Origin of the sequence: Spiroplasma sabaudiense Ar-1343, assembly GCF_000565215.1 — a bacterium.
Lineage (GTDB): Bacteria > Bacillota_I > Bacilli_A > Mycoplasmatales > Mycoplasmataceae > Spiroplasma_B > Spiroplasma_B sabaudiense.
This window is the reverse complement of the sequence record NZ_CP006934.1, coordinates 100,046-123,449: the sequence shown is the minus strand read 5'-3', so window position 1 is coordinate 123,449 and position 23,404 is coordinate 100,046. Positions and strand designations below refer to the sequence as shown.

Sequence of the window (23,404 nt, the reverse complement as noted above, 5' to 3'; positions counted from 1 at the left end):
CTTTTCAATATTATAGCATAGTATCAAAAGGACTAAAAAACTACAATAATAAATCAGTTTGGTTGGAAAAGCAATCTCTAAAAAAGCTAGTCATTCTAATATAAAAGCCAACCATATAAAAAGTAGTTATCACTTCTTTTGGTTGACTTTTTATATATAAAGTTTAAATTTGCAATAAAGTTACCAAATTTATAAGGGCAATTAGATTAGTAAAAAATCTATACCCGCTTCACCAAGATTGAAACAAAGTTGGGAGCGTTTAAGCCAGTTTTTTCCATTTGAAAAAAAATAAGTATTCATTTTGGGTTTATATCAGCTATCTTCATCATAATCATCAGAAACATATAACTTCATAATGTCTTTTTCATCAAAATCAATTCATTTAATATTGTTATAACGAAAAAAACGATTATCTTGATAGGAAAAATAGTTTGTAAGCCCGAATTCACTGCTTATCGCTTTGGCTTCTTTATTTGCGTCAACTAAATCATCAAAATAATCTGTGGCTAATAATTTAGTTTCTGGTTTAATTTCTTTTCACTTCTCGGGTTTTAAGATCTGCAATTGCTCGGCATATTCATTTTCATAAAATTCTTAATCAAGATTGTAAAAGCTTCTTTGTAGTTCAAAAGCATTTGAATAGAAGTTTTTTAAAACACTATCAACACTTTGTGTTTCAGTTAATTGCTGGCGAACAACAATTCACATTTAGGGCAACTCAAAACTTGAATTTTTGTATTCCAGTTTAATTTTTGAGATTTCAGTCTTAAAAATTGCAATAGTATTAATATCATCATTTTCTGGATCAATTTTAAATTTATTACCCTGAATTACTAGAGCCATTTTAAATAATGAATCAAGAGTCGAATTATATTTAAAGTCCAAATAGTAAGGATTAATTAAGTTTGAGGTTTTTGAATCTTTGGGGGGATCAATACCAATTGTGTCATAAAATTCAAAATATAACTCGTTTTCAGAAATTAATATTTTGGATGCAACATCCTCAAAGTCTTCTTTGCTACCTGATTTCATAGCGTCAATCATTAAATCAATAAGATCATCTAGATTAGGCTCATCAGTTACAGGAGAGGCTGATTGTAGGGAATCATTGGCTGATGGTTTAATTAAAAAGTCCTTATTAATAACGAGATTTTCGTCCTCAATAATTTCTTCTACAATATTAATAATTTGATTTTTGATTTCTTTATCCGAACTAATATTACGGGCAGTTTCTTCTAAATCTCCATGATCACTATTGTAGAAAAAGCTATTAGCGATTTCAGAACTATTAATTTCAGCCTTGTATTTTTTTTGAATACTTGTTAATTTTTCTACATCTTGGCTTTCTTCAAAAATGCTAATTTGATTTGTGAAATAAATAGTTTCAAATGCTTGTTCTTGAATTTTGTCAAGAAACCAAACATCTGCTTGTATTTTTAAATTAATAGTAACTGCCGTGTCGTTGGCTTTTGGCTCGATTGTGATTTCGCTTATTTCATAGCCATTTTTTAATGGGTTTTGCCCGTCAATTAATAATTGTCTGTACTGAACGTTGGTAACAACTTCTTGGTTGACCTCTTTTAAAATTTTTTGTCAATTAATAATTCCCTTGATGCTTTCACTTAATTCAAAAAAAGCTGATCCTTTAGATTCGATTTCTTCTTTATTGGCAATTAAATCAGCAACCAAATATTTTTCTAGAGGCGCCTTGGTTCCCTCTTCAATAAAATAGAAGTTTTCAAAGTCAGAGCTTAAATATTCTTGAAAAATTGTGTTAATAGTTTCCATCATTTGATTTTTTAGTAATTCAAAATCAAATTCTTCTTTAATTTTATCAATACTGCGGCAAGCCACAGCACTTAGAGGAGCTGATACAACAATTGAGGTTGTTCCCAAGAAACTTAGTATTTTTTTCATTTTATTCTCCTCACATTTATTAAATAAAATCTTAGTCAACTTGAATTGCTATTTTTTTAGATTGGGTGCTTAGACCATCTTTTTCAAAAAATCAAAAATAAAAGCCCTCAACTAAAATTGCTTTAGTTGAGGGCAAGAAAAATAATGTAATAACTTTTAGACTATTTGTTTGTATTGATCAACAAATTTTTTATGAATGTTAATTTGATAGTTTTTTATTTGTTCTTTGTAGTCAGAATCTAATTCCTGCTTTTGATTCAAAAATTCAGTTTTCAAATTTTTAACTTCCAATTTATTGGCTGAAGCCTCTTTTTTTGTTAAATCATCTTTTAAAGATTTTAGTTTTTCTTTTTTTTCAAAACCAGCTTTACCAAAAAATTCTTTTACCTCAGATACCTTGGTTTTCAAAAAGGTTGCTTCATCTTTTTTAATTAAATTGAAAGCAATTTTAGCTTTTTCTTTTTGCAAGTTATAATCATTTTTAGTTTGTTTAATTTTTTCTTGAATTTCTTGAATTTCAGAATTTGTAGCAGTTTTAATTTTATTGAAATCTTGATTTGATAATTTTGCTTCTCGAATTTGTTTTTTAGAAACGCTTTTTTTAATAAAGATTTGTTCTTTCAAATCATTAATTTCTGATTTACAATTTTGATTTAATTGGTAAAGTCTTTCAACATGCGCTTCTTTAACAGATCCAGGTTTACCAGCATCATATAATAATCATGAAGAATATACTAAAGTAGTTGTGGCAACCCCAGCAATAATGGCAATAAAGAAAAATAAGGTTTGTAGTCCATATGGAACTGCTCCCAAAATTGCAACAATTGGTCCACCATGAGCGGCCGCATTAGTTACCATTAAGGCTCCAGCAATTCCCCCAGCAACAGCTGATCCAAGGACATTAGAAACAACAGCTCTTTTTGGGTCACGAATCGCAAAAGGAATTGCTCCCTCAGAAATTCCAATGCAACCCATAATAATTGCAGCAATTCCTAAATTTTTTGTATCTTTGTCGAAGAACTTTGGTACAACCAATGTTGTAATTCCCATTCCTAATGGGGCCACAGGAATAGCCGCAGCTACAGCCCCCATTGGTTCATAAATTCCAGCAGTTATAAGTGCTGAACCTGTAACAAAGGCGATTTTATTAACAGGCCCTCCCATATCAAAACCAGCCATTGCTCCCAAAGCCATTCCTAAGCCTAGGCCAGCAAAAACTCCAAGCTTAGATTTATAGGCCTGAGAAAAGCCTTTAGAAATTTGATCCATTAATCATCCAATTGGTCCCCCAATTACATAAATAAATAATAACCCTATTCCCAATCCAACAACGATTGGAATGAAGAAAATTGGCATTGCTGCTTGTAAGGTTCTTGGAACTCTTCAAGTATTAATTCATTTAACAGCATAACCAGCCATTAATCCAGCTGCGATTGCTCCCAGAAATCCAGCTGGAGTTGCTACAACATCCATTCCAGGCAATGGCATAAAGTTTGCTGGGTTGTTTCCTAAGAAAGCTCCCACCATTGCTGGGGCAATTGCAGCTCTTCCAGAAATCGAATTACCAATGAACCCTGCTAAAATTGGGATCATCATTGCAAAGGCTGCCCCCCCCACAAGGCTCATTGTATTTAAAATTCCCCACTTGTATTCACCATTGGGTCCGTCTGTTCCAGCAGTTGGTCCCCAAATGGCCTTAGCAATTCCAATTGAGAAAGCTAAACAAATTCCCCCAAGCACAATCACAGGTATCATATATGAAATTCCTGCCATAATATGAGACATTACACCTTCGCGATCTTTTGAGGACTTGGTTTGAAAATTAGTTTTTCCTTCAATTATAGTTCCCAAATCAATCGCGTTTTTAACTGTTCCCAAGGGGTCTTTCATAGCCTTGGCAACTTTTGTTTGATAACACTTCTTACCAATAAAACGACTTTTGTCAACATTTGTGTCTGTTGCAAAAATCACTAAATCTGCTTCTTTAATTTCAGATTCCTTCAAAGGGGTTCCGACCCCTTTAGAACCTTGGGTTTCCACACGAATAGAGTAACCATGCTTTGGCAACTCTTGTAGTAATTTTTCTTCTGCTAAATAAGTGTGAGCGATTCCGGTGATACAAGCAGTAATTGCAACGACTTTCAATTTTGCATTTTGATTTTCAGATTGTAACTCTTTTATAGCAGAACTTTGGTCTTCCTTGGCTCTAAGTAGTTCTAGAATTTGTTTTTTTGATTTAGCCAAATTCATTTTAGATTTGAAATCTTCGTTTAATAATTTTGTGGCAATACTACTTAAGATACTCAAGTGTTCATCTCCGCTAGGTCCGTCAGGAACCAGCAAGGCGATTACTACGTTAGTAGGTTTTCCATCTAAGGAATTCCAATCGACCCCATTTTTCAATCTTATAATGAAAACTGCTGCTTGTTTTACTTCAGCTATTCTTGCATGAGGAATTGCAAAACCATCTTCAAATCCAGTTGAGCCTTCTTGCTCACGATTTTCAAAACCACTAATCAAAGCCTGTTTGTTATTTGTGAGCTGATTTTTTAAACTAACTTCAGCAATAAAGTCAAAAACCTCTGCTTTAGAATTTAATTGCTGATCTAAAAAAATCAGTTCACTTTTGAAAATATCATCAGTCATTTTAAACCTTCTTTCTGTTTTGATTATACTGGATTATATTCCAATTTGGAATATAATTTCCAGATTTTATTGAATTTAACATATAAACACAAAAAAACGGAAAGTAATTTCCGTTTTTTTGATTTATTTTTGTTGTCATTTTCAAGCATCAATAACATCGCTTGTTATTACATCCATTGATAAAAAGTCTTTAAAGATCATTTCTCAAATTGCAAAGGCACAAATTCGGCTCGTAAATGAAAATGACCTAAATTTGGCATCCTTTGACTCAATTTGAAAATCACAATTGGATTTACTCTTCACTTTAGAGGGGAATGCTCCTGTGAAAGTTATTACAGTAATTCCCTTTTCGTTTGCTTTTTCAATGATTCTATTAGTTTCGAATTTATCACCTGAATAGGATATTAATATTACAACATCATTTTTTTTCATAAAATTAATGTTAATTGATTGTTGGTGCCAATCAGTTCCTATCATGATAAACTTCCCCGTTTGAGATAGTTTATGTTCAATCTCGTATTTTAATGCAATATTGCCCCCAATGGCTGCAATACAAATTTTTTCGGCATTAAAAATGAGAGTGGCGGCTTCTTTAACTTTTTGGGGGTCTAAATTTTTAAGAGTTTTTTGCAAATCCGAAATAATTGCTATGGAATTTTCTTCAAAATTATTATTGTTATACTTATCTTCAAAATAGCGGGTGATTTCCTTATTCAAGCAAACCACAAGTTCACGATAAGTTTCTATTTCCAAAGCGTTTTTAATGTATTTTGAAACCGTAGACTGACTACAGCCGCTTTTCTCTGCCAATTGAACTACCGTTAAATTGAAGCCTTTATTACTTGTAATTTCATCAATGATTGACTTTGAGATTGAGGCGTTGCTGGTTTCGCTTTCTTTGCTATATTTATAAATTTGTTCTAGAATCATATTTTTTCCTCTTGCATATTATTATTTTAAATTATTTAAAGCCTAAAAGGTAGAACAAATTGCCTAAACCTTTTAAATTTATTATTTCAAAATAACCAATAAAAAACACAGCTCTAAAAGCTGTGTTTTAAAATATTTTATAACTAATTTTCTTCAATTACTTTACTTGGTTTTTTGTTTTTATTAGTTCTTGTAAATCAAATTTCCTTAGTCACTACTCAACCTTTTGTTTGTAAATCAACAAACAGCTGGTTAAAAGTAATTATAAATAAACATAAAATAATTGGAACTACAAAATATCAATAATATGTTTGCGGCTCTGATGTTAGAATTCTTATATCATTTATTGAATTAGCATTTCACGGAACATCAGTTTGGGCTATTTTGCCGGTTGCCTGAGCAATACCGTTCATTAAGTATTGAATTGCTGGGGTTCAAATTAACATTAACAATTGCGTTGATGCTGCATAAGTACCACTGGCTTTTTTGATTGCAAAGTAGTACATTGAACGACCAAAAGCTAATAATACCCCACAACCAATAAATTTCAGGGCAACAACTCAAGACTTCATAATTTCAAAAGAGGCCCAACCATCAATAAATGCTTGACCATAATTCTTAGCACCAACTGAACCACCACTAGTTCAAAAATCAGTTGAACTTGCAATTGGCATTAAAACAATCATGAAAAGCGCTGAAAATGTTGTTTTAATAAAAGTGGTTTCTTGGAACGGAAAATTGTACTTTGAATACTTCATTAATTTTTCCATTCCAATAGCTTCAAGGGTATATAGTCCCGCCGCGATTAAGGCGAAAACTATTCCCAGTATTGATTTAGTTTGGATTTGTTCTTTTACTCCAAAAGTAGTTACAAAACCAACCATTAAAATTGCTGTAACTGCCAAAGCGGCGATTGTGTAGTTTGATTGTTTCTGTTTTAAAACAAACATTGCTGCAAGAGCACAAAATACTGGCTGTAAGTTTAACAGCATTGAACCGATGGTTCCATCACTTAGTCCAGCACCAGTCATTACAAATAGTGCCGCTAGCGTGATGAAGACCATTGCAACTGGTCCCCCAAGGAAACCAAACAATACAATGTATCAAGCTTCGCGATGTTTTAATAATTTAAATGAGCGAATTGCTCGCATTGGTCCGAAAATAAAAAATATTGTTATTGCAGCAGCAATTTCTTGTCATGTTACATAAAGAGTTGATACAGTGTAAGGCCCATAACGCCCAAATCCTGATTGCGAATTTTCGATGGCTGTTTCGATATTACTTAGTAGTGGCATTAAAGAATATATTATTGCACTACAAAGTCCAACTAAAATTCCAATCAAGACGGTTTTGTGATTTTTTTGAGCAGCAGTCTCTTGAAAAAAATGATCCTGCTGGTCTTCTGTTTGATTGTGATTTTTCATGTTTAACCTTTCAATTTGTAAACTTTTTTAGCTTCTGTAGTTTGGGTCTTGCCCAAATTTTGATTTTCTAATTCTTTTTCAATTTCATTTTCATTAATACTAATATAATCTTGGACGATTAAATTTCCCTTGGCATTTACATCTGCCAATGAAATATTATTTTTACTTAAACGCTCATCGCGCTCTTTTTCCTTGCGGCGGCGGTATCTCTCTCCAAGTATTGGTAGGCGGCGAACTATGCCGACCACCATTTTTGGTGATAAAATTATTGCAACTAAAAATATCAACGCAATTGAACAAAATACAGTTGTAAAAAATAATCCAACTAACGGTAAGAATCGTAGATGTTCTAAATTTAACGGGATAACACGACCAATTACTGTAAGTTGAATTGTTGTGGCAATTGCTATTGGGACAATTAAAATTAATGCATTCTGAATAACATTTTTAATATTTGAATTGTATGTTCCATATCGATAAACATAAAATCATAGGTATGAATAACGAATAAATAAAAAGAACAATTTTAAAAGCATAAACATCATTAGTGATAAAACTAAATATTGATCGCCACCAACTCTAAGAAAAGCAAATAGTGCAGTAACAGCAAATGCTAGAACAATATATGTAAAACCTAGAAAATTTTGGACTTTAGTTACCTCAGCAAAACGACCCTTTGCTTGAATAATATTTATTTGTGATTCACACAAAATTGCTAAGGTGGTTATTCCCGCGAATATCATTGAGAATGTTGGGTTATAAAAAACATAGCGGTATAAAATTAATTCCGAGTTTGTTCAAATATTTTCACCAACAGAGTTAGCAATTTGGGCGTCCATTAAGTTACCATATAGGGCACTTACTAAATAAGGTGATAAAATAGCCATATTTATAAAAGTAAAGGCGCCGACAATATAAGTATAAATTTCATACTTTGAATAACTATTTCAATAAATTCGACCGTTCTTAATTACTAGAACTACAAAAAACTCCCTAAATGAAGTAATAAAATTAGTCATAATTAAGCGAATATTAACAGCAATTACAAAGTAAAGCGATAACACCGAAGATGCATTCAAACCCAATAATACCGCTGCAATTAAAATATCTGTGTTCATTAAAACCGAAGTTCCCAAATTACTTTGAGAAATCTCTTTAGCTGCAATTTTTAATTTATAGTTATTAAACTCTGGATAAAATTTAATTCATACATAAGTCCTTTTAACATAAATCATTATTAAGCAACCCCGCAATGGCGAATAAATTAGCATTGCCAAAAAGGGAATTATTGGATCTGTTGAATCAAATGTAAGTAAATAAAAGAATATTGAATAAACAATAATATCTGTAAATAAAATAATTATTCGCCTTACTGCATTTTCACTATCTGCGGTGATAATATTTTCATAGACACCAAAGAAAACTCCTGAACCCAAATTTTTGGCTCCAAATAGTAATATGATGCAAAGCATTTGTCAATAAGGGGCGAACGTTACATTTGAATTACCGTTTAAAACTATTCCAAAATGCTTAAAAAATTCGCTAAAGTCAGTTGTTGAGCTACTAATAACTACTCAAATTGGATAGAAAATAGCCGATAGCAATAGTAAAGTAACTGATAGTTTGGCTCCCTTTCGGTAGTTTTTTCGTGCTGTTGAGAAAATTTCGTTAGCTGTTATTCAATCTTTTTGAGCAATAGGCTTAACCAATAAAATTGTTGTAGCAATTCCTAAAGCTCCGTCTGCTGTCCCGATTAGTGCTCCAATTGCTGTTGCTATTTTAACAAACCCGTTAAATGTTGATCCAAATTTTTCTAAAACAAAATATAAAGTTAGGAATTGAATTAGTGCTCCAAACAAAGAAATTATTGTTCCAACAATTGTGCTTGTAATTCCGTGTTTTGTTGAAACCATAATCATTCCTCTTTCTAAATTATTTTAACATATCCGTGTTTTATCCTTTAATTTTTTTTAAATCAAATTCTTAAATAGTTTCATATAGTTCTTTAATTTTTTCTTTAATTGAGATTTTTACATCATTTAAATACTGCAGTGGTTCGGGAAGATTTGCGAATTCTAGTTCAACAGCAAATAACATAATTAATTTGTCGCTGGTCTTCCGCTTTGCTCCATAGCGAAAATCAAACTTGATTGGTTTTCTTAAAAACTCAAGGGTTGCTCTTATTTGGTGCTTGCGACCAGTCTCCAACAAAACCTCGACCCAACTTGAATTGGGTATCAGTTCAGAAAAAACCGTACTCGCTTCTTTGAAACCTTCCTTGAAATTTTCTTGATAAACTGCTTTTTGCAAGTCACTGTTGTACTTGATTCAACCATCACATCTTTTCTCCCCACTTCAATCGCTTTCTAACTGGGCTCAATAGGTTTTTTTGATTTGCTGCTTGTCTTTTATTGCTAACAAAAGCACCTCTAAAGCCTGTCGGTTTTTAGCATAAATAATTAGCCCACGAGTTAATTTATCTAGGCGGTGGACATGGCTTACCATAAAGCTATTTTCTTGATCTGGATTGTATTCTTGTTTTTCTAGAAGATAGGATTTTACCTTATTATCCAAACAATTGTTAATTGGTGAGTGAACTTCAGTATTGTGAGGCTTGTCAATAATTACCAAGTTACTATCTTCATAAACAATTTGCAAGTCTGAGAATTCCTCTCTTCTAAATTGGTCTCGAATAACTGAATTATTTGTATCATAAATTCAAACTTCATCCCCAGATTTTAGCAAAAACTTTTGATCTTTAGTTTTCTTATTATTTACCTTTATCTTGCCGGTTCTAAACCATTTATAAATTACTGATAATGGCGTTGTTGAATAACTTTTTTTTATGAACTTAAATAATGACTGACCTTCATCATTTTTTTGAATAACAATTTTTTTCATAATTATTGACTAGCCTCGATGACTATCAAAATAAATGAAAATAAATTATAAGCTGCGTGAATTCCTCAAGTATAAACAAGGTTTCCGCGACAAACATTAAATGCTGTTGCTAAAACAAAACCACCGATTAAATATTGAAAAATACTTTGAAATTCACCAGTTTGATAAATATGAACATATGCAAATAGAAACATTGACATTATTCAGCCAGTTCAACGGTTTGAAGTTCCAACAAAGACAGCATCACGAAAAACAATTTCCTCTAAAAGCGGGGCGGCAATAACAGTAAAAACAAACAGTGAAATAGCCGCAAAAATTCTCACTCCAATATTGGGGTCTTTTAATGGCGAGATTAAGCTTTCTTGGTTGTTTGAATTACCCAGATTTCAGCCGATTGCTTTAAGGATTTGATTATAAGCAATTGATAATATTAAAATTGCTAGAAATCCAACTAGTATAACTACTAAAAACATTTTTCAATTTTGCTTCAATGTAATTGAAAACCGTGCTTTGAAATCAGGGATATAATTAAAGGTTAAAAAAATCATGAAACCATAAAAAATACTTTGCAAAATTATTTGAATTGAAAACTGGATATTTGAGTTTACATTAGGCACCATTGCAAAAACCGCAGCAATTATTGATACGATAATTGGCATCAAGATATAAAGATAAAACAGTGAAAGTGTTGTTTTGAATATCTTTGAGCGCCGCTTATCTCATATTATAAAAAAACCAATTCCATTGGAAATAACATAGAAAAGTCAATTTATCAAAGTCAAACTACTATTAAAATCACTTTCTGGAGAAAATACATATTTTAAAATTAATCCAATAGTTAGCGGAATGATTAAACCTGTAAATAAAAAAATTATTCCAACACTTTTTTTTGTATAAGTCTTAAAATCAAAAGGATAATTAACATTTACCAATCGACTTGGAATTTCAATTGCTTCTCAGCCTCTTTTCTTATTTTTAGGCTTTATGACTTCTTCATCAGTTAAATTATTATTTGGATACAAATTGTTCATAAAAAAACCTCCTATAATTTATTTTACTTTAATAATGCAATTTTTGATTATTAATATAATATTATCTTAGGTGTTAATAGAAAGAAGGAAAAAAATGTTTAAAAGAATTGAGCTGGGGGAAGAAATTGATTTTCTAGAACCAGTTATTTCAAAAGAACAAATTGATTTACACTACAATAGACATCATCTTGCTTACGAAACTGTGCTAAACAAAGTTTTATCTAAATATGAATTACCAGAGTCCATTAAAACTCTAGAAGATTTAGTTAGAAATTACCTAAGTTTGCCAAAAGAACTTCATGTGGCGGTGCGCCAATTTGGAGGGGGTTTAATAAACCTCAACTTTTACTTCAAGATATTAAAGAAAGACGTAAAATTGACCGATGGACCTTTGAAGGAAGCAATCCTTTATAACTTTAAAACTGTAGAAGGATTTTGTGACGAAATTGCAAGATATGCGCTATCGATCTTCGGAAGTGGCTGAACATGGCTTGTTATTGATAGAAACGAAAACATGAGAATTTACAACACTTTTAACCAGGATAACCCGTGATTTTTGGGTATGACCCCAATTATTGGAATTTGTGTTTGAGAGCACGCCTACACTCTTGATTATCTTGATAATCGAGAAGAATATGTAAGAAATGTTTTGAAAAATATTGATTGAGAAATGGTTCAAAAACTTTATACAAATGCTTTAAAATAAGAGAATTAGAAATTATAATAGGCAACAAAAAACGGAAATTTAAATTTCCGTTTTTTTTATTTTATTATCGCAACTAGGTCGCCTTGTTTAACTTTTCCCTTAGCCACCATTTCAATAGTGCGGCCTTCTAAAGAATCTTGTGTAAAGACAAGTGGTGTTTTAATTGAAGGAACTTTGCCGCTAATTCCTTTTAAATCAACTTCCACAAGAGCATTACCTGATTTAACTGAGTCACCTTGTTTAACCTTGATGTCAAAGCCTTCACCGTCAAGACTTACTGTATCTAAGCCGATGTGCAATAATGCTTCAAGACCAGATTTATGTCTAATACCATAGGCGTGTCCAGAAGGAAAAACTGTTACTAGTTTTCCGTCCATTGGTGCTACAAAAGATCCGTTTGTTGGGTCAATTGCAAAACCATCACCTAACATTTTTTCTGAAAAGACTTCATCTTCTACTTTTTCTAAGCCGATGATTTCCCCATCACAGGGTGCAAAAATTTGCACTTCTTTGTTTCTACTAAATAAACTCATATTTATCCTCCGATTACAATAATATAATACCATTTATAAGTAATTTTTACATATTTTTTAAAAGGAATAGCTTTTTAAAAAATAAAAATGAACCCACCAAGTCAAATCATTTAGCCAAGCACCAATGATATTAACTTGTAAGTTCATTTTATTGAAATTATTTTTCTGATTTTGCCAGCAATGCATCAACCAATTTTAAAACTTCATCTGTTGTTTCACAATCAAGAGCTTTTGATGCTAATTCTTGTGTTTCTTTTAATGTCAGTTTTGAAATGATGCTGCGAGCACGCAAAATACTTGTGGCAGACATACTAAAAGCATCCAAACCAAGTCCCATTAATAGCGGGATTGCCTGGGGCTCTCCAGCCATTTCTCCACACATTCCAGCTCATTTACCGTGCTTGTGGGCTCCATCAATTGTCATTTTTAATAATCTTAAAATTGAGGGATTGTAAGGTTGGTATAAGTAAGTAACGTTTTCACTCATACGGTCAGCAGCCATTGAGTATTGTACTAAATCATTTGTTCCAACCGAGAAAAAGTCAGCATGTTTTGCAAAATTTTCTGCGTTCACAGCAGCAGCAGGAATTTCGACCATCATTCCGATTTGTAGATCTTTTCCAATTTTAACCCCTTCTTTTTCAAGTTCTTTTTTGCAATCTAAGGTGAATTGTTTTGCAGCTTTAAACTCATCAATTGTGGCAATCATAGGGAACATAATTCCTAAAGGTCCAAATGCGCTAGCTCTTAATAAAGCGCGAATTTGTTCTCTAAAAATATCTTTACGATCTAATGTAAAACGAATGGCACGATATCCTAAAAATGGATTCATTTCTTCTGGGAATTTAAAATATGATAATTTTTTGTCTCCACCAATATCTAAAGTTCTAATAATTGTCACATGGCCATTCATGTCTTCAACAACTTTTTTATATGCAACGAATTGTTCTTCTTCAGTTGGGAAGTGATCATTGTCCATGTATAAGAATTCTGAACGGAATAGTCCAATCCCTTCTCCTCCATTACTCAAAACTGCTTCAACATCTTTTGGTGCTCCAATATTACCTTCAAGAATGAATTTATCAAACCCATCTTTTGTAATGGTTTTTTTGTTTTTAAACGACATTAATTCTTGCTTAATTTTTTTGAACTGTTCTTCTTTGGTTGCTCAAGCCTTTACATCGCTTGGCGCAATTTCCAGGTTTCCTGTTTGACCATCAATCGCCAGCATTTCACCACTTTTAACTGTTGTTGTAATATTTTTTAATCCTAAAACAGCTGGGATTTCCAAGCTTCTAGCCATAATAGCGGCATGGCTTGTTCTTCCACCAATGTTTGTGGCAAAACCTTTAACAAATTTTGGATTTAGCTGCGCTGTTTGACTTGGGGTTAAGTCATCTGCGACAATTATTACTTCTTCAGCAATTGTTGCTAAGTCCAAGACTGGCATATTTAAAATATAGCGAATTAGACGTTCTGTCACGTCTTTTACATCCGCGGCACGTTCTTTAAAGTAGTCATCTTCCATTGCCAAGAACATTGCTGAATACTTGTCAGCAACGGTTTTAACAGCAAAAGCGGCATTACAAAATTCTTCTTGAACTAATTTGTTTCATTCTTCACTCATTGCTGGGTCTTCTAAAATTTGTTCGTGCGCTTCAAAAATAGCCGCCTTTTCAGGACCTAATTTTTCTAATGCAATTTTTTGTAAGTTTGATAAATCTTTTTTAGCTTTACTTAGAGCTTCATCGATTAATTTTAGTTCTTTTTTAGTATCTTTTACCTTTGTATCTGATACCTTAATGTGATCTTCCACCAAAACATAAGCTTTTGCAATCGCGATTCCCTCGCTAGCTCCAATACCGGTGATTTTTTTACTCATAATTATTCTCCCTTTTTTATACTCAATTCTTATTATACATATTATTTTTTCTCAAAGTTAGAAATTGCAATAGAAAATATTATTAAAATTAAAATTTTTTTTCCAATAATATAAAAACAGTTAAAAAAAACCACCTTATGGTGGTTTTTTACAAAATTAAATAATTTCGTTTTCTTTCATTGCTTTTTCGATTGCAGCGATTGCTTCTTTTTCGTCAGCTCCGGTTGCTTCAATTGTGATTTCAGCCCCTGATTTAATAGCTAATGCCATTACGTTCATGATTGATTTCAAATTACCTTCTTTTCCTTCAGATTTAATTTTAATTTCTGATTGAAATTTTGAAGCTTCTTTAGCCAAAACTGATGCTGGTCTTGCGTGAAGCCCGACTTTATCAATAACTTTTGCAGTAAATTGTGCCATTTCATAATCCTCCTCTTCTCACTTTAATGATTATAAACTTTTTGTAAAATTTGTAAATAGTTATAAAACTTAATGCTTTATTATTTGTAATGCAGTGCTATTAATTGAAATTGACATTACCCCAATTTTTGGATTATCAAATGCCACCATTACTTGGCGCTCAAGAACTTTTGTTACAACACCATCACCAAAAATAACGTGCTTTACCAAAACTCCCTTTTTATAATTGGAATCAATTTTTTGAGCTGTTGGCAATGAAGCATTAAAGTTATCAAAATGATTTGAGCTCATAACTCCATCAGAGTGATAAAAAATATTTTTTTCAAAATCGTATAAATCCTGATTAAGTTCTTTAATAAACAGACTAGGTGATAGTTCACCATCTGAAATATAAGAGCGCTCTCCAACAACATATGAAAGGAATAACCTTTCTTCTGCTCTTGTAATCGCAACATACAAGGCTCTTCTTTCTTCTTCTAGACTAGAAATTGAATTAAAGGCCGACCTTAATGGGAAGACGTTGTTGTTTAAACCGACAATAAAAACAACTTTGTTTTCTAATCCTTTAGCTGCGTGAATTGTCATTAAAGTTACCTTGTTTGCCGTAAAATTATCAATTTCTGAATTATCCAAAGCCTCATTTTGCAAAAATGCTAGGACGTGATTTTCTTCGCCGTATTCATCGACTTTAAAATCCTTGTCAAAAATTTCGACTTGATCCAAGAAAGCCTGTAGATTTTGCAAGCTGTCGTCATCTTTATTTAAAAATTTTAGGCGGTCTCAATATCCAGTTAAATTTAGCATTTTCTTTGTAAATTCAAAAACTCCAATTCCCTGATTAATTAAACTTTGACCTTCCAATAGTGCCGCTATAATATCACCTAAATTTTTAGATACCAAATTAACTAGATCTTCTCGAGTTGTCAAAAGTTCATAAATCGATAAATTGTTTTCTTGTGCAATATTGCTTAATTTTTCAATCGTCACTGCTCCAACTTTTGGTGTAAAACCAAGAACTCTTAAGGCTGCTAAATCATCCCCAAATGTTGCAAGTTTTAAAAGTGCTAAAATATCTTTGATTACCTTACGGTCGCGAAATTTCAGTCCCCCAACCATTTGAAACGGAATTTTTGAATGGTTTAGCGCTTTTTCAAAATCTAGCGACCAGGCATTGATACGATATAGAATATAAAAATCAGAGTACTTATAATTTTCTTTTTCAACCAATTCTTTAATTTTTTCAACGACAAACTTAGCTTCAAACGCCTTTGATGCCGCTTCTTTTAAGGCGATTTTTTCACCGCTACTTTTATTTGAAAAAACTTCTTTTGCTTCTCGGTTTTTATTGTGGGTTATAAAATCACTTGCCAAATTTAGAATGTTTTGGGTGGAACGGTAATTTTCTTTCAAAATAACAGTTTTAGCATTTTTGTAATTTTTTTCAAAATTCAATATAATGCCAACTTGGGCCCCGCGTCAAGAATAAATTGTTTGGTCAGGATCACCAACAACTGTTAAGTTATCTTTTCCTAAAGTTAATCACTTAATTAAATCGAATTGAATTTCATTTGTATCTTGAAATTCGTCTACTAAAACATAATCAAAGCGGTTTCTTCATTTTTCTTGAATAACAATATTTGTTTTAAATAACTTATGCACCAGTAAGATTAAGTCATCAAAATCAACTGAGTTTAAACGCTTTAACTCAGCCAAATATCTCTCATAAGTTTTTGCCATTTGAAAATCAAATTCACTATTTGCTTGATCTTGAACTTCTGCTGGGCTCATAAAGTTATTTTTTCAATCTGAAATTTTGTTTATTGCAATTTTTTCATATTTACGAATTGAATCCGAGCTAATATTAATGTTTTTTAAGATTTTATTGATAATATTTTTTTGATCTGTTGTATCAATAATCAAAAAGTTTTTTTCTAAATTTACTTCTAAAAATTCTTCACGCAAAATTCTGACACACAAGGCATGAAAAGTACTGATAAATGGTTGTGATTTTAGTTCTGGCATCATTTTTTGAACTCGCGTCTTCATTTCTTTAGTAGCCTTATTTGTAAATGTCACTGCTAAAATTTTTCAACTGGGAATTCCTAGTTCAGAAATTAAATAGGTAATTTTTGATGTAATAACCTTTGTCTTCCCGCTACCAGCCCCTGCAATTACCCTCAATGGTTTATCAGCAATTGTAACAGCGCTTAGTTGGTCAACATTCAAGTCCTTTATAAATTGTGTGCTCATATATTTTCCCTAATCTATATCATTAATTTCTTTTATAACATCTTCTGAAAATTTAGCTGGAAGATTGTCTTGGAGGTGAACGTGTTTGCCAACTTCTTCTGTAGGGCTTGATTTGACGAAATCTTTTCGGTCTTCCAAGGCAATATTTTTTACAGCATAAATTCCAAAGCGCAAGTCAATTCCGCTTTGATGATTAGTTTGGATTTTAATTGTTAAAAATAAAAATAAAGCTCAGACTAAATAAAATAAGTCCCCCAGTCGCCCAATTGCAAAAGCAATTCAAAAGCCGTTAGAATTAGGATTATCATTTTGCGAATCACCAATACTAAAAATTGTAAAAGCACCAATTTTTAGTAACATCGAAATTAGTCAAGGTAAAATCACAAAAAAACTTTCTCGCAAAAAAATGTTTAAAAAAGTAATTTTAGAAGCCTTTTTTAACTTTATTCTAAAAATTATTTTTCCGATTGTGTTTCCATGGAAAAACAAAGGAACTACAATAAAATAACTAACAAGTACGACAAAAGCAATCATGGAACTTGCTAAAATTGAGGTTCAACCTTGAAGCGGCAAGAAAAAAGTTGCTATCATTGCCGGGATTGAACAAATTAATAAATCAAAAATTCTTGCAAACCCAATCCTTGTCATTGAAGCAATCTCTCAAGTTTTGCCACTTGGCTCTTTAATTTGTGAATCTTCCATTAACTATTTTTTAAGATATCTTTAAAGTAATCTTTTAAATTACTAACAATCTTTCCAAATTCAGGCTCAAGATTTTTCAAAAACACTGGGTTTTCCTTAATCTCATCTAACTTATTACCTATTTTTCGTTCAACAAAAGCGACCCCTTTTTTAACAAGAATTTTATTATCAAACTTTGTAATCATTCATAAGAAACGATAGATTAAATCTTTGTAATAAGCGTAGGTAATTTCGTCTTTCAACTTTTTGAATTTTCCTACTCGGCGGTAGTAATTCATAATATGAGGTCATTGATTCACTAGGTCAAAAGCAGAATATCTCATAACGCTTAATCTGTGATTCATTAAAACTTCTGAAATATATAGATAGTTTGTTGCTTGCCCCAGGGCTTTATAAACAAACAAAGCATCAAATCTTGTAAAGCGACGGAATGAAAAATTATTTTCTCTAATAAAGTCTGTTCTAAAAAGTTTGTTATAAATTATCGGATTTGTATAAGCAAACGGATCAAAATCTGTTTTTAGGTTATATAGGTGATCTGATTTTAGAACCGAGTCTGATTTAGAATCACTTAATTTTGTATATTGAATTGTAAATTCCATAATGTCCACTTTTTCTGAATTACTTTTGATTACATCTTCAATTCTTTGTACAAAATTGGGGTCGATTGTATTTCCCTCTTTTAAAAAGACAAAATATCTTCCCGATACTAATTCAATTCCAATATTTCAAGCATAAGCTGTTCCTTGATTTTTAGTATTAAAAACAACTTTCAAATTTTTATTTCTTAAAAACTCTTGTCTTAAAAGCTGCTCACATTCATTGTCACTACCTTCATTAATAACTATAATTTCGTAGTTTGAATTTGTTTGCTGCTGAATACTATAAAATGATTCTACTAGGCGTGTTTTTTTACCTTGTGTTGCTATTATTATTGAAACTATCATGTTAATTCACCTTCAATTCTTAATATAATTTTACACTATTTCTGGTTTATAAAAAAATAATACTTTCATTAAGAATCTATTTTTGACATTAAATGAAAAAACCCAAAAAGGGTTTTAAAATAATAAATTTTTTGGTGTTCTTGGGTATGGGATTACATCTCGAATATTAGCCATTCCCGTAACATACATTACTAGACGCTCAAATCCCAAACCAAAACCTGATGACTTAAAATATCCAAAACGACGTAAATCAGTGTATCAACTTAATTCTTCTTCGTTAATTTTCATATCTCTAACCCTTTGAATAATTTTATCAAAACTAGCTTCTCGCTGACTTCCCCCAACTAGTTCTCCAATTCCTGGAACTAAAAGGTCAACTGCAGCAACTGTTTTTTTATCATCATTTTCTTTCATATAAAAGGCTTTAATGTCTTTTGGATAATCAATTACAAATGTCGGTTTTTTATTAAACTGCTCGCAAATATAACGCTCGTGCTCAGTTCCTAAATCTAAACCAAATACAATATTTTTTTCTTCAAATTGGTGACCGTTTGAAATTGCCTTTTTTAGAACTTCTAAAACTTCTTCATATTTCATTACTGCAAAATCTGCTTTTATAATTCCTTCTAATTTTTTTATTAGACCCTCTTCTTGGGTTGCTTCAAGAAATTCCAATTCTGCCTTATTTTTTTCAAATAGATATGATATTATGCTTTTTAGCATTTCTTCAATTAACTTAATATTATCTTGTAAATCAGCAAAAGCGACTTCGGGTTCAATCATCCAAAATTCAGAGGCGTGTTTTGTTGTAAAAGAGTTTTCGGCTCTAAATGTTGGTCCAAAAGTATAAACGTTTTTAAAGGCTTGAGCATAAGCTTCAGCATTTAATTGTCCCGAAACTGTTAGCGAGGCTTTCTTACCAAAGAAATCTTGTTCATATTTATCATCACTTCTTGTGGTTACCACAAAAGCCTCTCCAGCACCCTCAGCATCGTTACTTGTAATAATTGGTGTTTGCACGTATACAAAATTCTGTTCTTGAAAAAATTTATGTATAGCAAAAGCCAGAGTTGAACGCACCCTAAAAACAGCATTATAGGTTTTGGTTCTTGCGCGCAAATGTGCAATTTCCCTTAAAAACTCAGGGGTGTGCTCCTTTTTTTGCAACGGGTACTCTTCAATTGCTTGGTCTAATAGTGTGATGGCAGTTGCCTGGATTTCAAACGGTTGAGGTTTTCCCGGAGTTAAAATAATTTTTCCGGTTGCTTCAACTATTGATCCCACACGGGCTTTTAGTGCATCTTCGTGCCCTTGAATATCACTTTTATAAACTACTTGGACATCATTAATATCAGTTCCATCATTTATTACCGCGAACGAAACCACTTTCCCTTGGCGGTTGCTGCGAATTCTACCTATTAGAGTAATAGTTTTTTGGTCTAGTGTTTGATAACTAGTTAACAATTTTTTTAAATCCATTTTTTTCGTCCTTTTACTTTATTTAACAATTATACAATAATTTTTATCTAATATATTTCAAAATGGTCTCTAATATTGCATTTTCTGAAGTAAAAATAAAAAAGTTAAAACTTTTAATTTTCTAAAAGTTTTAACTTATTTTTTGATTCAAGAAACCAATAATTTTAAAGTTCCAGAAATTTCTAAAGTTTCAATTCCGTTAATTGTAATTGCTGATTGGGATTTTTTAAAATCAACTCCATTTATCAAACCCTCACCAGCTATTACTGTGATTTGTAGTCAATCAGCTTGTTCTGGACAAGTGAAGCTATTTTGGTTTTGAGCTTCAACGATACTTAGGCTAAAGTATTCTGAAGAAAAAACATTTCCCTGAGCATTTGCAGTCATAAAATGATCGGTATCAGGAATTTTGGTATTATCCAAAGATTCTTGAATATGCAATTCTCGCGGATTGCCATGATTATCCTTGCGATCATAGTCATAAAGACGATATGTTATATCACTTGACCTTTGTAATTCATAAATTACAACTTCTGGGGTAATAGCATGGACTTTTCCTGGAGGAACATAGAGAAAGTCGCCTTCTTGAATTGGCTCTTTTTTCAACAATTTGTCTCATGATTGATTTGTTACAAGCTCTTGAAACTCCTCAAGACTTTGAGCGTTATGTCCATAAATCAAATTGCTGTTTTTGGGAGCTTCCAAAACATATCAGCTTTCTGGTTTTCCAAGAGATTGATGATGTTTTAAAGCATAGTTGTCATCAGGGTGAACTTGAACCGATAAATAATCGTTGGCAGTGATTATTTTAACCAGCAATGGGTATTCGCTATAACCAGAACCAAATAATTTTGTATGCTTAGTAAATAACTCTTTCAAAGATAAGCCTTGGTATTTTCCTGGTGTAGTTATGTAAGACATTCCATTTTCATGGGCAGAAATTATTCAGGCCTCACCTATTTTTTTATCCGCAGGAATGTCAAATCCTAAAGTCTTTAACTTTTGTCCACCCCACAGACGCTCGCTATAAAAGGGTTGTAATTTTAATATTTCCATTATTTTCTCCTTTTAAAAAAGAACCTTAATCGGTTCTTTCTTGATTTGATGTATTCACAAAATGATAAATAAATAAATCATTGAAATAGTGAAACGGAACCGATTGGGATACATAGCTATTAAATTGAGTTGATTCATAATTTTCAATAATTAAAGTGTGTGATGAGTTTGCCATTCGAGCAATTTCAGGATTTGAAACTCTTCCAGAAATATAAATTATATCTCCATTTTTATCCTTAATTTTTTCCATGATTCTTTCAAGGTGTTTTGATTGACCATATTTTGTATAAAAAATGAATAAATCGTCTTCTCTTAATGTTTCAACGCGATCAACTAGTGTATCTCAGTCATTATCCATTAAGTAACAATTTAATTTTTCTTTATATAAAAAGTTCTCTAAAACTTGTGCAGGACCCATAAGAGAGTTTTCTCAATAACAAATAAAAATTCTTTGTGACTTTCTTAGTAGTTTTAATGAATCAAAAATAGCGCGCTTTTCTATTAAAGAGTAGTTTTGTTTAATTAAGTTTATATAGCTCGCTGCAACATTTTCATCATTTTTAGCTACTTCGATTTCTTGAGAATCTGCATCATTTGAAAGCGAAATCGAAAAGTCTCGATATCCTCTAATGTTTAGCTTATTTAAAAGTCCATAGATTGCACTATAACCCGTTCCCACTTCTTGTGCTAGTCTTTCAATCTTCATATTACTGTTTACAATTTCGTGTAAATTCGCTTTAATATACTCAACAATTTGCGTTTCTCGACTAGTTAAAATATTTTCATCGATTGTAGCTAATTTTACTAAAAATGACCTCATACAAATACCTCCTTCTAAAAATTCTTTATACAACTATTATATCAATTATTTGGAAATATTTATTAATTCTTGTGCTAATTTTCCAATCATTGCCGCATTATCGGTACAATACTCCATTTTTGGAATAATTATATTTGGAACTTGATTTTCATTACCCAATCTTTGAATTTCTTGACGAATTAAAGAATTAGCACTAACTCCTCCAGCAACAGTTATTGTTTTGGGCTGGTATTTTTTAATTGCTAAATCAAATTTTTGGATAATTGTTTTAACCGCAACATCTTGGAATGAAGCTGCAAAATTATTGATATCAACTTCTTCGCCTTTTTGCTTAATTTTATTAATTAAATTTATTGCAGCGGTTTTCAATCCTGAATAAGAGAAGTCAAATTCTTGAGTTGTTTTTGGAATTGGTAGTGGATAAATTTGAGAGTTGCCACTTGCAGCTAGTCTATCAATTTCAGGACCCCCTGGATAAGGTAATCCTAAATAACGAGCAACTTTATCATAACATTCTCCGATTGCGTCATCTTGAGTTTGGCCAATAATTTGATAGTCTGTAACTGAATTAATCAATTCAATTTGTGTGTGACCTCCACTAACAACCATAGCTAAAACAGGATAGACAAATTCATTATCAATACTTGCACCATAAATATGACCCTGGATGTGATCGCAAGGGATTAGTGGCTTATTTAAATACATTGCAATGGTTTCAGCAATAATTTTACCAACAATTAAACTGCCGATAAGACCAGGTGCTTGGGTATATGCGATTGCGTCGATTGCGTCGATTTCAATTTTGGCTTTTTTTAAAGCGGAGCTAATTACTCAGTCCAAATTTTCTAAGTGTAGCCGCGCTGCAAGTTCAGGCACTACTCCCCCAAATTCCTTATGTCTTTCAATTTGGCTCGAAATAATGTTACTTAAAATTTTGCCATTATCTAAAATTGCGATGCTTAATTCATCGCAACTTGATTCTAATGCTAAAAGCTTCATTTATTTACAGCTTTGTTGCTGTTTCTAAAGCAATCTTAATCATATCCATAAAGTTATTTTGACGCTCTTCTGCTGTTGTCACTTCTTTTGTCACAAAGCTGTCTGAGATAGTTAGTAGACATGCTGCATTTTTTTTAGTTTCCACAGCATTTGCAAATAATGCTAAAGATTCCATTTCTACACAGTCCAAATTATTTTCTTTAGCATAAGCCATCGAGTCTGTTTTACGGTAAAATACATCACTTGAATGAACTCGTGCTGGAGTTACTTTAATATTATTTTCTTTAGCGGTTTGGTTTATCAAATCATATAGTTTTTTGCTTGCCAAAATTTCGTTACTGTCAATTCCAGCTGCAAGTTTAGGAAATGGTGATTCCCCAAAAGCAATTGTTGTATTTACAATGTCATAAATTTTTAAATTAGGGCTATATGCTCCAGCTGAACCAACTCGAATAATACTATCTACATCATAAAACTTAAATAATTCATACGAATAAATCCCAATACTTGCACAACCCATTCCGCTTCCCGCGATAGTTACTTCTGTGCCATTGTACTTTCCAGTATACATAAACATATTTCTAACTTTATTTACTAGTTTGTAATCGGTTAAGAATTTCTTAGCAATTACTTCAGCTCTTAGGGGGTCTCCTGGCATAATTACTACTTTTGCTATTTCTTCTTTTTTAGCTTCTATATGTGGTGTCATCTTTGTCTACCTGCCTTTACACCATTATATTACCACATAGAGTAAAAATTAT

20 protein-coding genes are annotated in these 23,404 nt (G+C 31.9%); 1 reads left to right on the top strand and 19 read right to left on the bottom strand.

The window, feature by feature from the left end:
- Window positions 1-201: 201 nt before the first annotated feature.
- The 8 genes from SSABA_RS00520 to SSABA_RS00485 form a co-directional block, all read right to left on the bottom strand.
- Window positions 202-564, bottom strand: a complete 363-nt coding sequence (locus tag SSABA_RS00520; protein WP_025250656.1) for a hypothetical protein — start codon at window positions 562-564, stop codon at window positions 202-204.
- A 144-nt stretch (window positions 565-708) separates the two neighbouring features.
- On the bottom strand, window positions 709-1,917 hold the full coding sequence (locus SSABA_RS00515; protein WP_025250655.1) for a hypothetical protein: 1,209 nt from the start codon (window positions 1,915-1,917) through the stop codon (window positions 709-711).
- A 156-nt stretch (window positions 1,918-2,073) separates the two neighbouring features.
- On the bottom strand, window positions 2,074-4,563 hold the full coding sequence (locus SSABA_RS00510) for a PTS fructose transporter subunit IIABC (protein ID WP_025250654.1): 2,490 nt from the start codon (window positions 4,561-4,563) through the stop codon (window positions 2,074-2,076).
- 123 nt (window positions 4,564-4,686) lie between these two features.
- Window positions 4,687-5,493 carry a MurR/RpiR family transcriptional regulator gene (locus tag SSABA_RS00505; RefSeq protein WP_025250653.1) on the bottom strand — a complete coding sequence of 269 codons (807 nt, stop codon included), beginning with the start codon at window positions 5,491-5,493 and terminating at the stop codon, window positions 4,687-4,689.
- 143 nt (window positions 5,494-5,636) lie between these two features.
- Window positions 5,637-6,917, bottom strand: a complete 1,281-nt coding sequence (locus SSABA_RS00500) for a DMT family transporter (protein WP_025250652.1) — start codon at window positions 6,915-6,917, stop codon at window positions 5,637-5,639.
- Window positions 6,918-6,919: 2 nt separating this feature from the next.
- On the bottom strand, window positions 6,920-8,830 hold the full coding sequence (locus tag SSABA_RS04905; RefSeq protein ID WP_025250651.1) for a hypothetical protein: 1,911 nt from the start codon (window positions 8,828-8,830) through the stop codon (window positions 6,920-6,922).
- A gap of 70 nt (window positions 8,831-8,900) precedes the next feature.
- A complete protein-coding gene (locus SSABA_RS00490; RefSeq protein WP_025250650.1) occupies window positions 8,901-9,818 on the bottom strand; it encodes a pseudouridine synthase in 918 nt (305 codons plus the stop codon).
- A 2-nt stretch (window positions 9,819-9,820) separates the two neighbouring features.
- On the bottom strand, window positions 9,821-10,849 hold the full coding sequence (locus SSABA_RS00485; protein ID WP_025250649.1) for a CPBP family intramembrane glutamic endopeptidase: 1,029 nt from the start codon (window positions 10,847-10,849) through the stop codon (window positions 9,821-9,823).
- Between the two features lie 94 nt (window positions 10,850-10,943).
- Between SSABA_RS00485 and SSABA_RS00480 the strand changes: the two genes are divergently transcribed.
- A complete protein-coding gene (locus SSABA_RS00480) occupies window positions 10,944-11,555 on the top strand; it encodes a superoxide dismutase (RefSeq protein WP_025250648.1) in 612 nt (203 codons plus the stop codon).
- Between the two features lie 56 nt (window positions 11,556-11,611).
- Here the strand turns inward: SSABA_RS00480 and SSABA_RS00475 are convergent, their stop codons facing one another.
- From SSABA_RS00475 to deoD, 11 genes are all read right to left on the bottom strand, one after another.
- Complete coding sequence (locus tag SSABA_RS00475; RefSeq protein ID WP_025250647.1) at window positions 11,612-12,082, bottom strand: PTS sugar transporter subunit IIA; 471 nt, start codon at window positions 12,080-12,082, stop codon at window positions 11,612-11,614.
- A gap of 163 nt (window positions 12,083-12,245) precedes the next feature.
- The gene (gene ptsP, locus SSABA_RS00470; RefSeq protein ID WP_025250646.1) at window positions 12,246-13,970 is read right to left on the bottom strand and encodes a phosphoenolpyruvate--protein phosphotransferase; all 1,725 of its coding nucleotides are present in this window, start codon (window positions 13,968-13,970) and stop codon (window positions 12,246-12,248) included.
- Between the two features lie 156 nt (window positions 13,971-14,126).
- Entirely contained in the window at window positions 14,127-14,390 is a 264-nt protein-coding gene (locus SSABA_RS00465) for an HPr family phosphocarrier protein (RefSeq protein ID WP_025250645.1), read from the bottom strand.
- 69 nt (window positions 14,391-14,459) lie between these two features.
- Window positions 14,460-16,640 carry an ATP-dependent helicase gene (locus SSABA_RS00460; protein WP_025250644.1) on the bottom strand — a complete coding sequence of 727 codons (2,181 nt, stop codon included), beginning with the start codon at window positions 16,638-16,640 and terminating at the stop codon, window positions 14,460-14,462.
- Window positions 16,641-16,649: 9 nt separating this feature from the next.
- Complete coding sequence (locus SSABA_RS00455; RefSeq protein ID WP_025250643.1) at window positions 16,650-17,342, bottom strand: RDD family protein; 693 nt, start codon at window positions 17,340-17,342, stop codon at window positions 16,650-16,652.
- The gene (locus SSABA_RS00450; protein WP_025250642.1) at window positions 17,342-18,289 is read right to left on the bottom strand and encodes a glycosyltransferase family 2 protein; all 948 of its coding nucleotides are present in this window, start codon (window positions 18,287-18,289) and stop codon (window positions 17,342-17,344) included. Before SSABA_RS00450 ends, SSABA_RS00455 begins: the two co-directional genes overlap by 1 nt.
- 114 nt (window positions 18,290-18,403) lie before the next feature.
- Entirely contained in the window at window positions 18,404-19,768 is a 1,365-nt protein-coding gene (gene asnS, locus SSABA_RS00445) for an asparagine--tRNA ligase (RefSeq protein ID WP_025250641.1), read from the bottom strand.
- A gap of 135 nt (window positions 19,769-19,903) precedes the next feature.
- Window positions 19,904-20,824 (bottom strand): type I phosphomannose isomerase catalytic subunit, encoded by a 921-nt coding sequence (locus SSABA_RS00440; RefSeq protein ID WP_025250640.1) that lies wholly within the window; start codon window positions 20,822-20,824, stop codon window positions 19,904-19,906.
- A gap of 25 nt (window positions 20,825-20,849) precedes the next feature.
- Window positions 20,850-21,644, bottom strand: coding sequence for a MurR/RpiR family transcriptional regulator (locus SSABA_RS00435; protein WP_025250639.1), 795 nt, complete (start codon window positions 21,642-21,644; stop codon window positions 20,850-20,852).
- Between the two features lie 45 nt (window positions 21,645-21,689).
- Window positions 21,690-22,643, bottom strand: a complete 954-nt coding sequence (gene tsaD / locus SSABA_RS00430; RefSeq protein ID WP_025250638.1) for a tRNA (adenosine(37)-N6)-threonylcarbamoyltransferase complex transferase subunit TsaD — start codon at window positions 22,641-22,643, stop codon at window positions 21,690-21,692.
- A 4-nt stretch (window positions 22,644-22,647) separates the two neighbouring features.
- On the bottom strand, window positions 22,648-23,352 hold the full coding sequence (gene deoD / locus SSABA_RS00425) for a purine-nucleoside phosphorylase (RefSeq protein WP_025250637.1): 705 nt from the start codon (window positions 23,350-23,352) through the stop codon (window positions 22,648-22,650).
- Window positions 23,353-23,404: the final 52 nt, after the last annotated feature.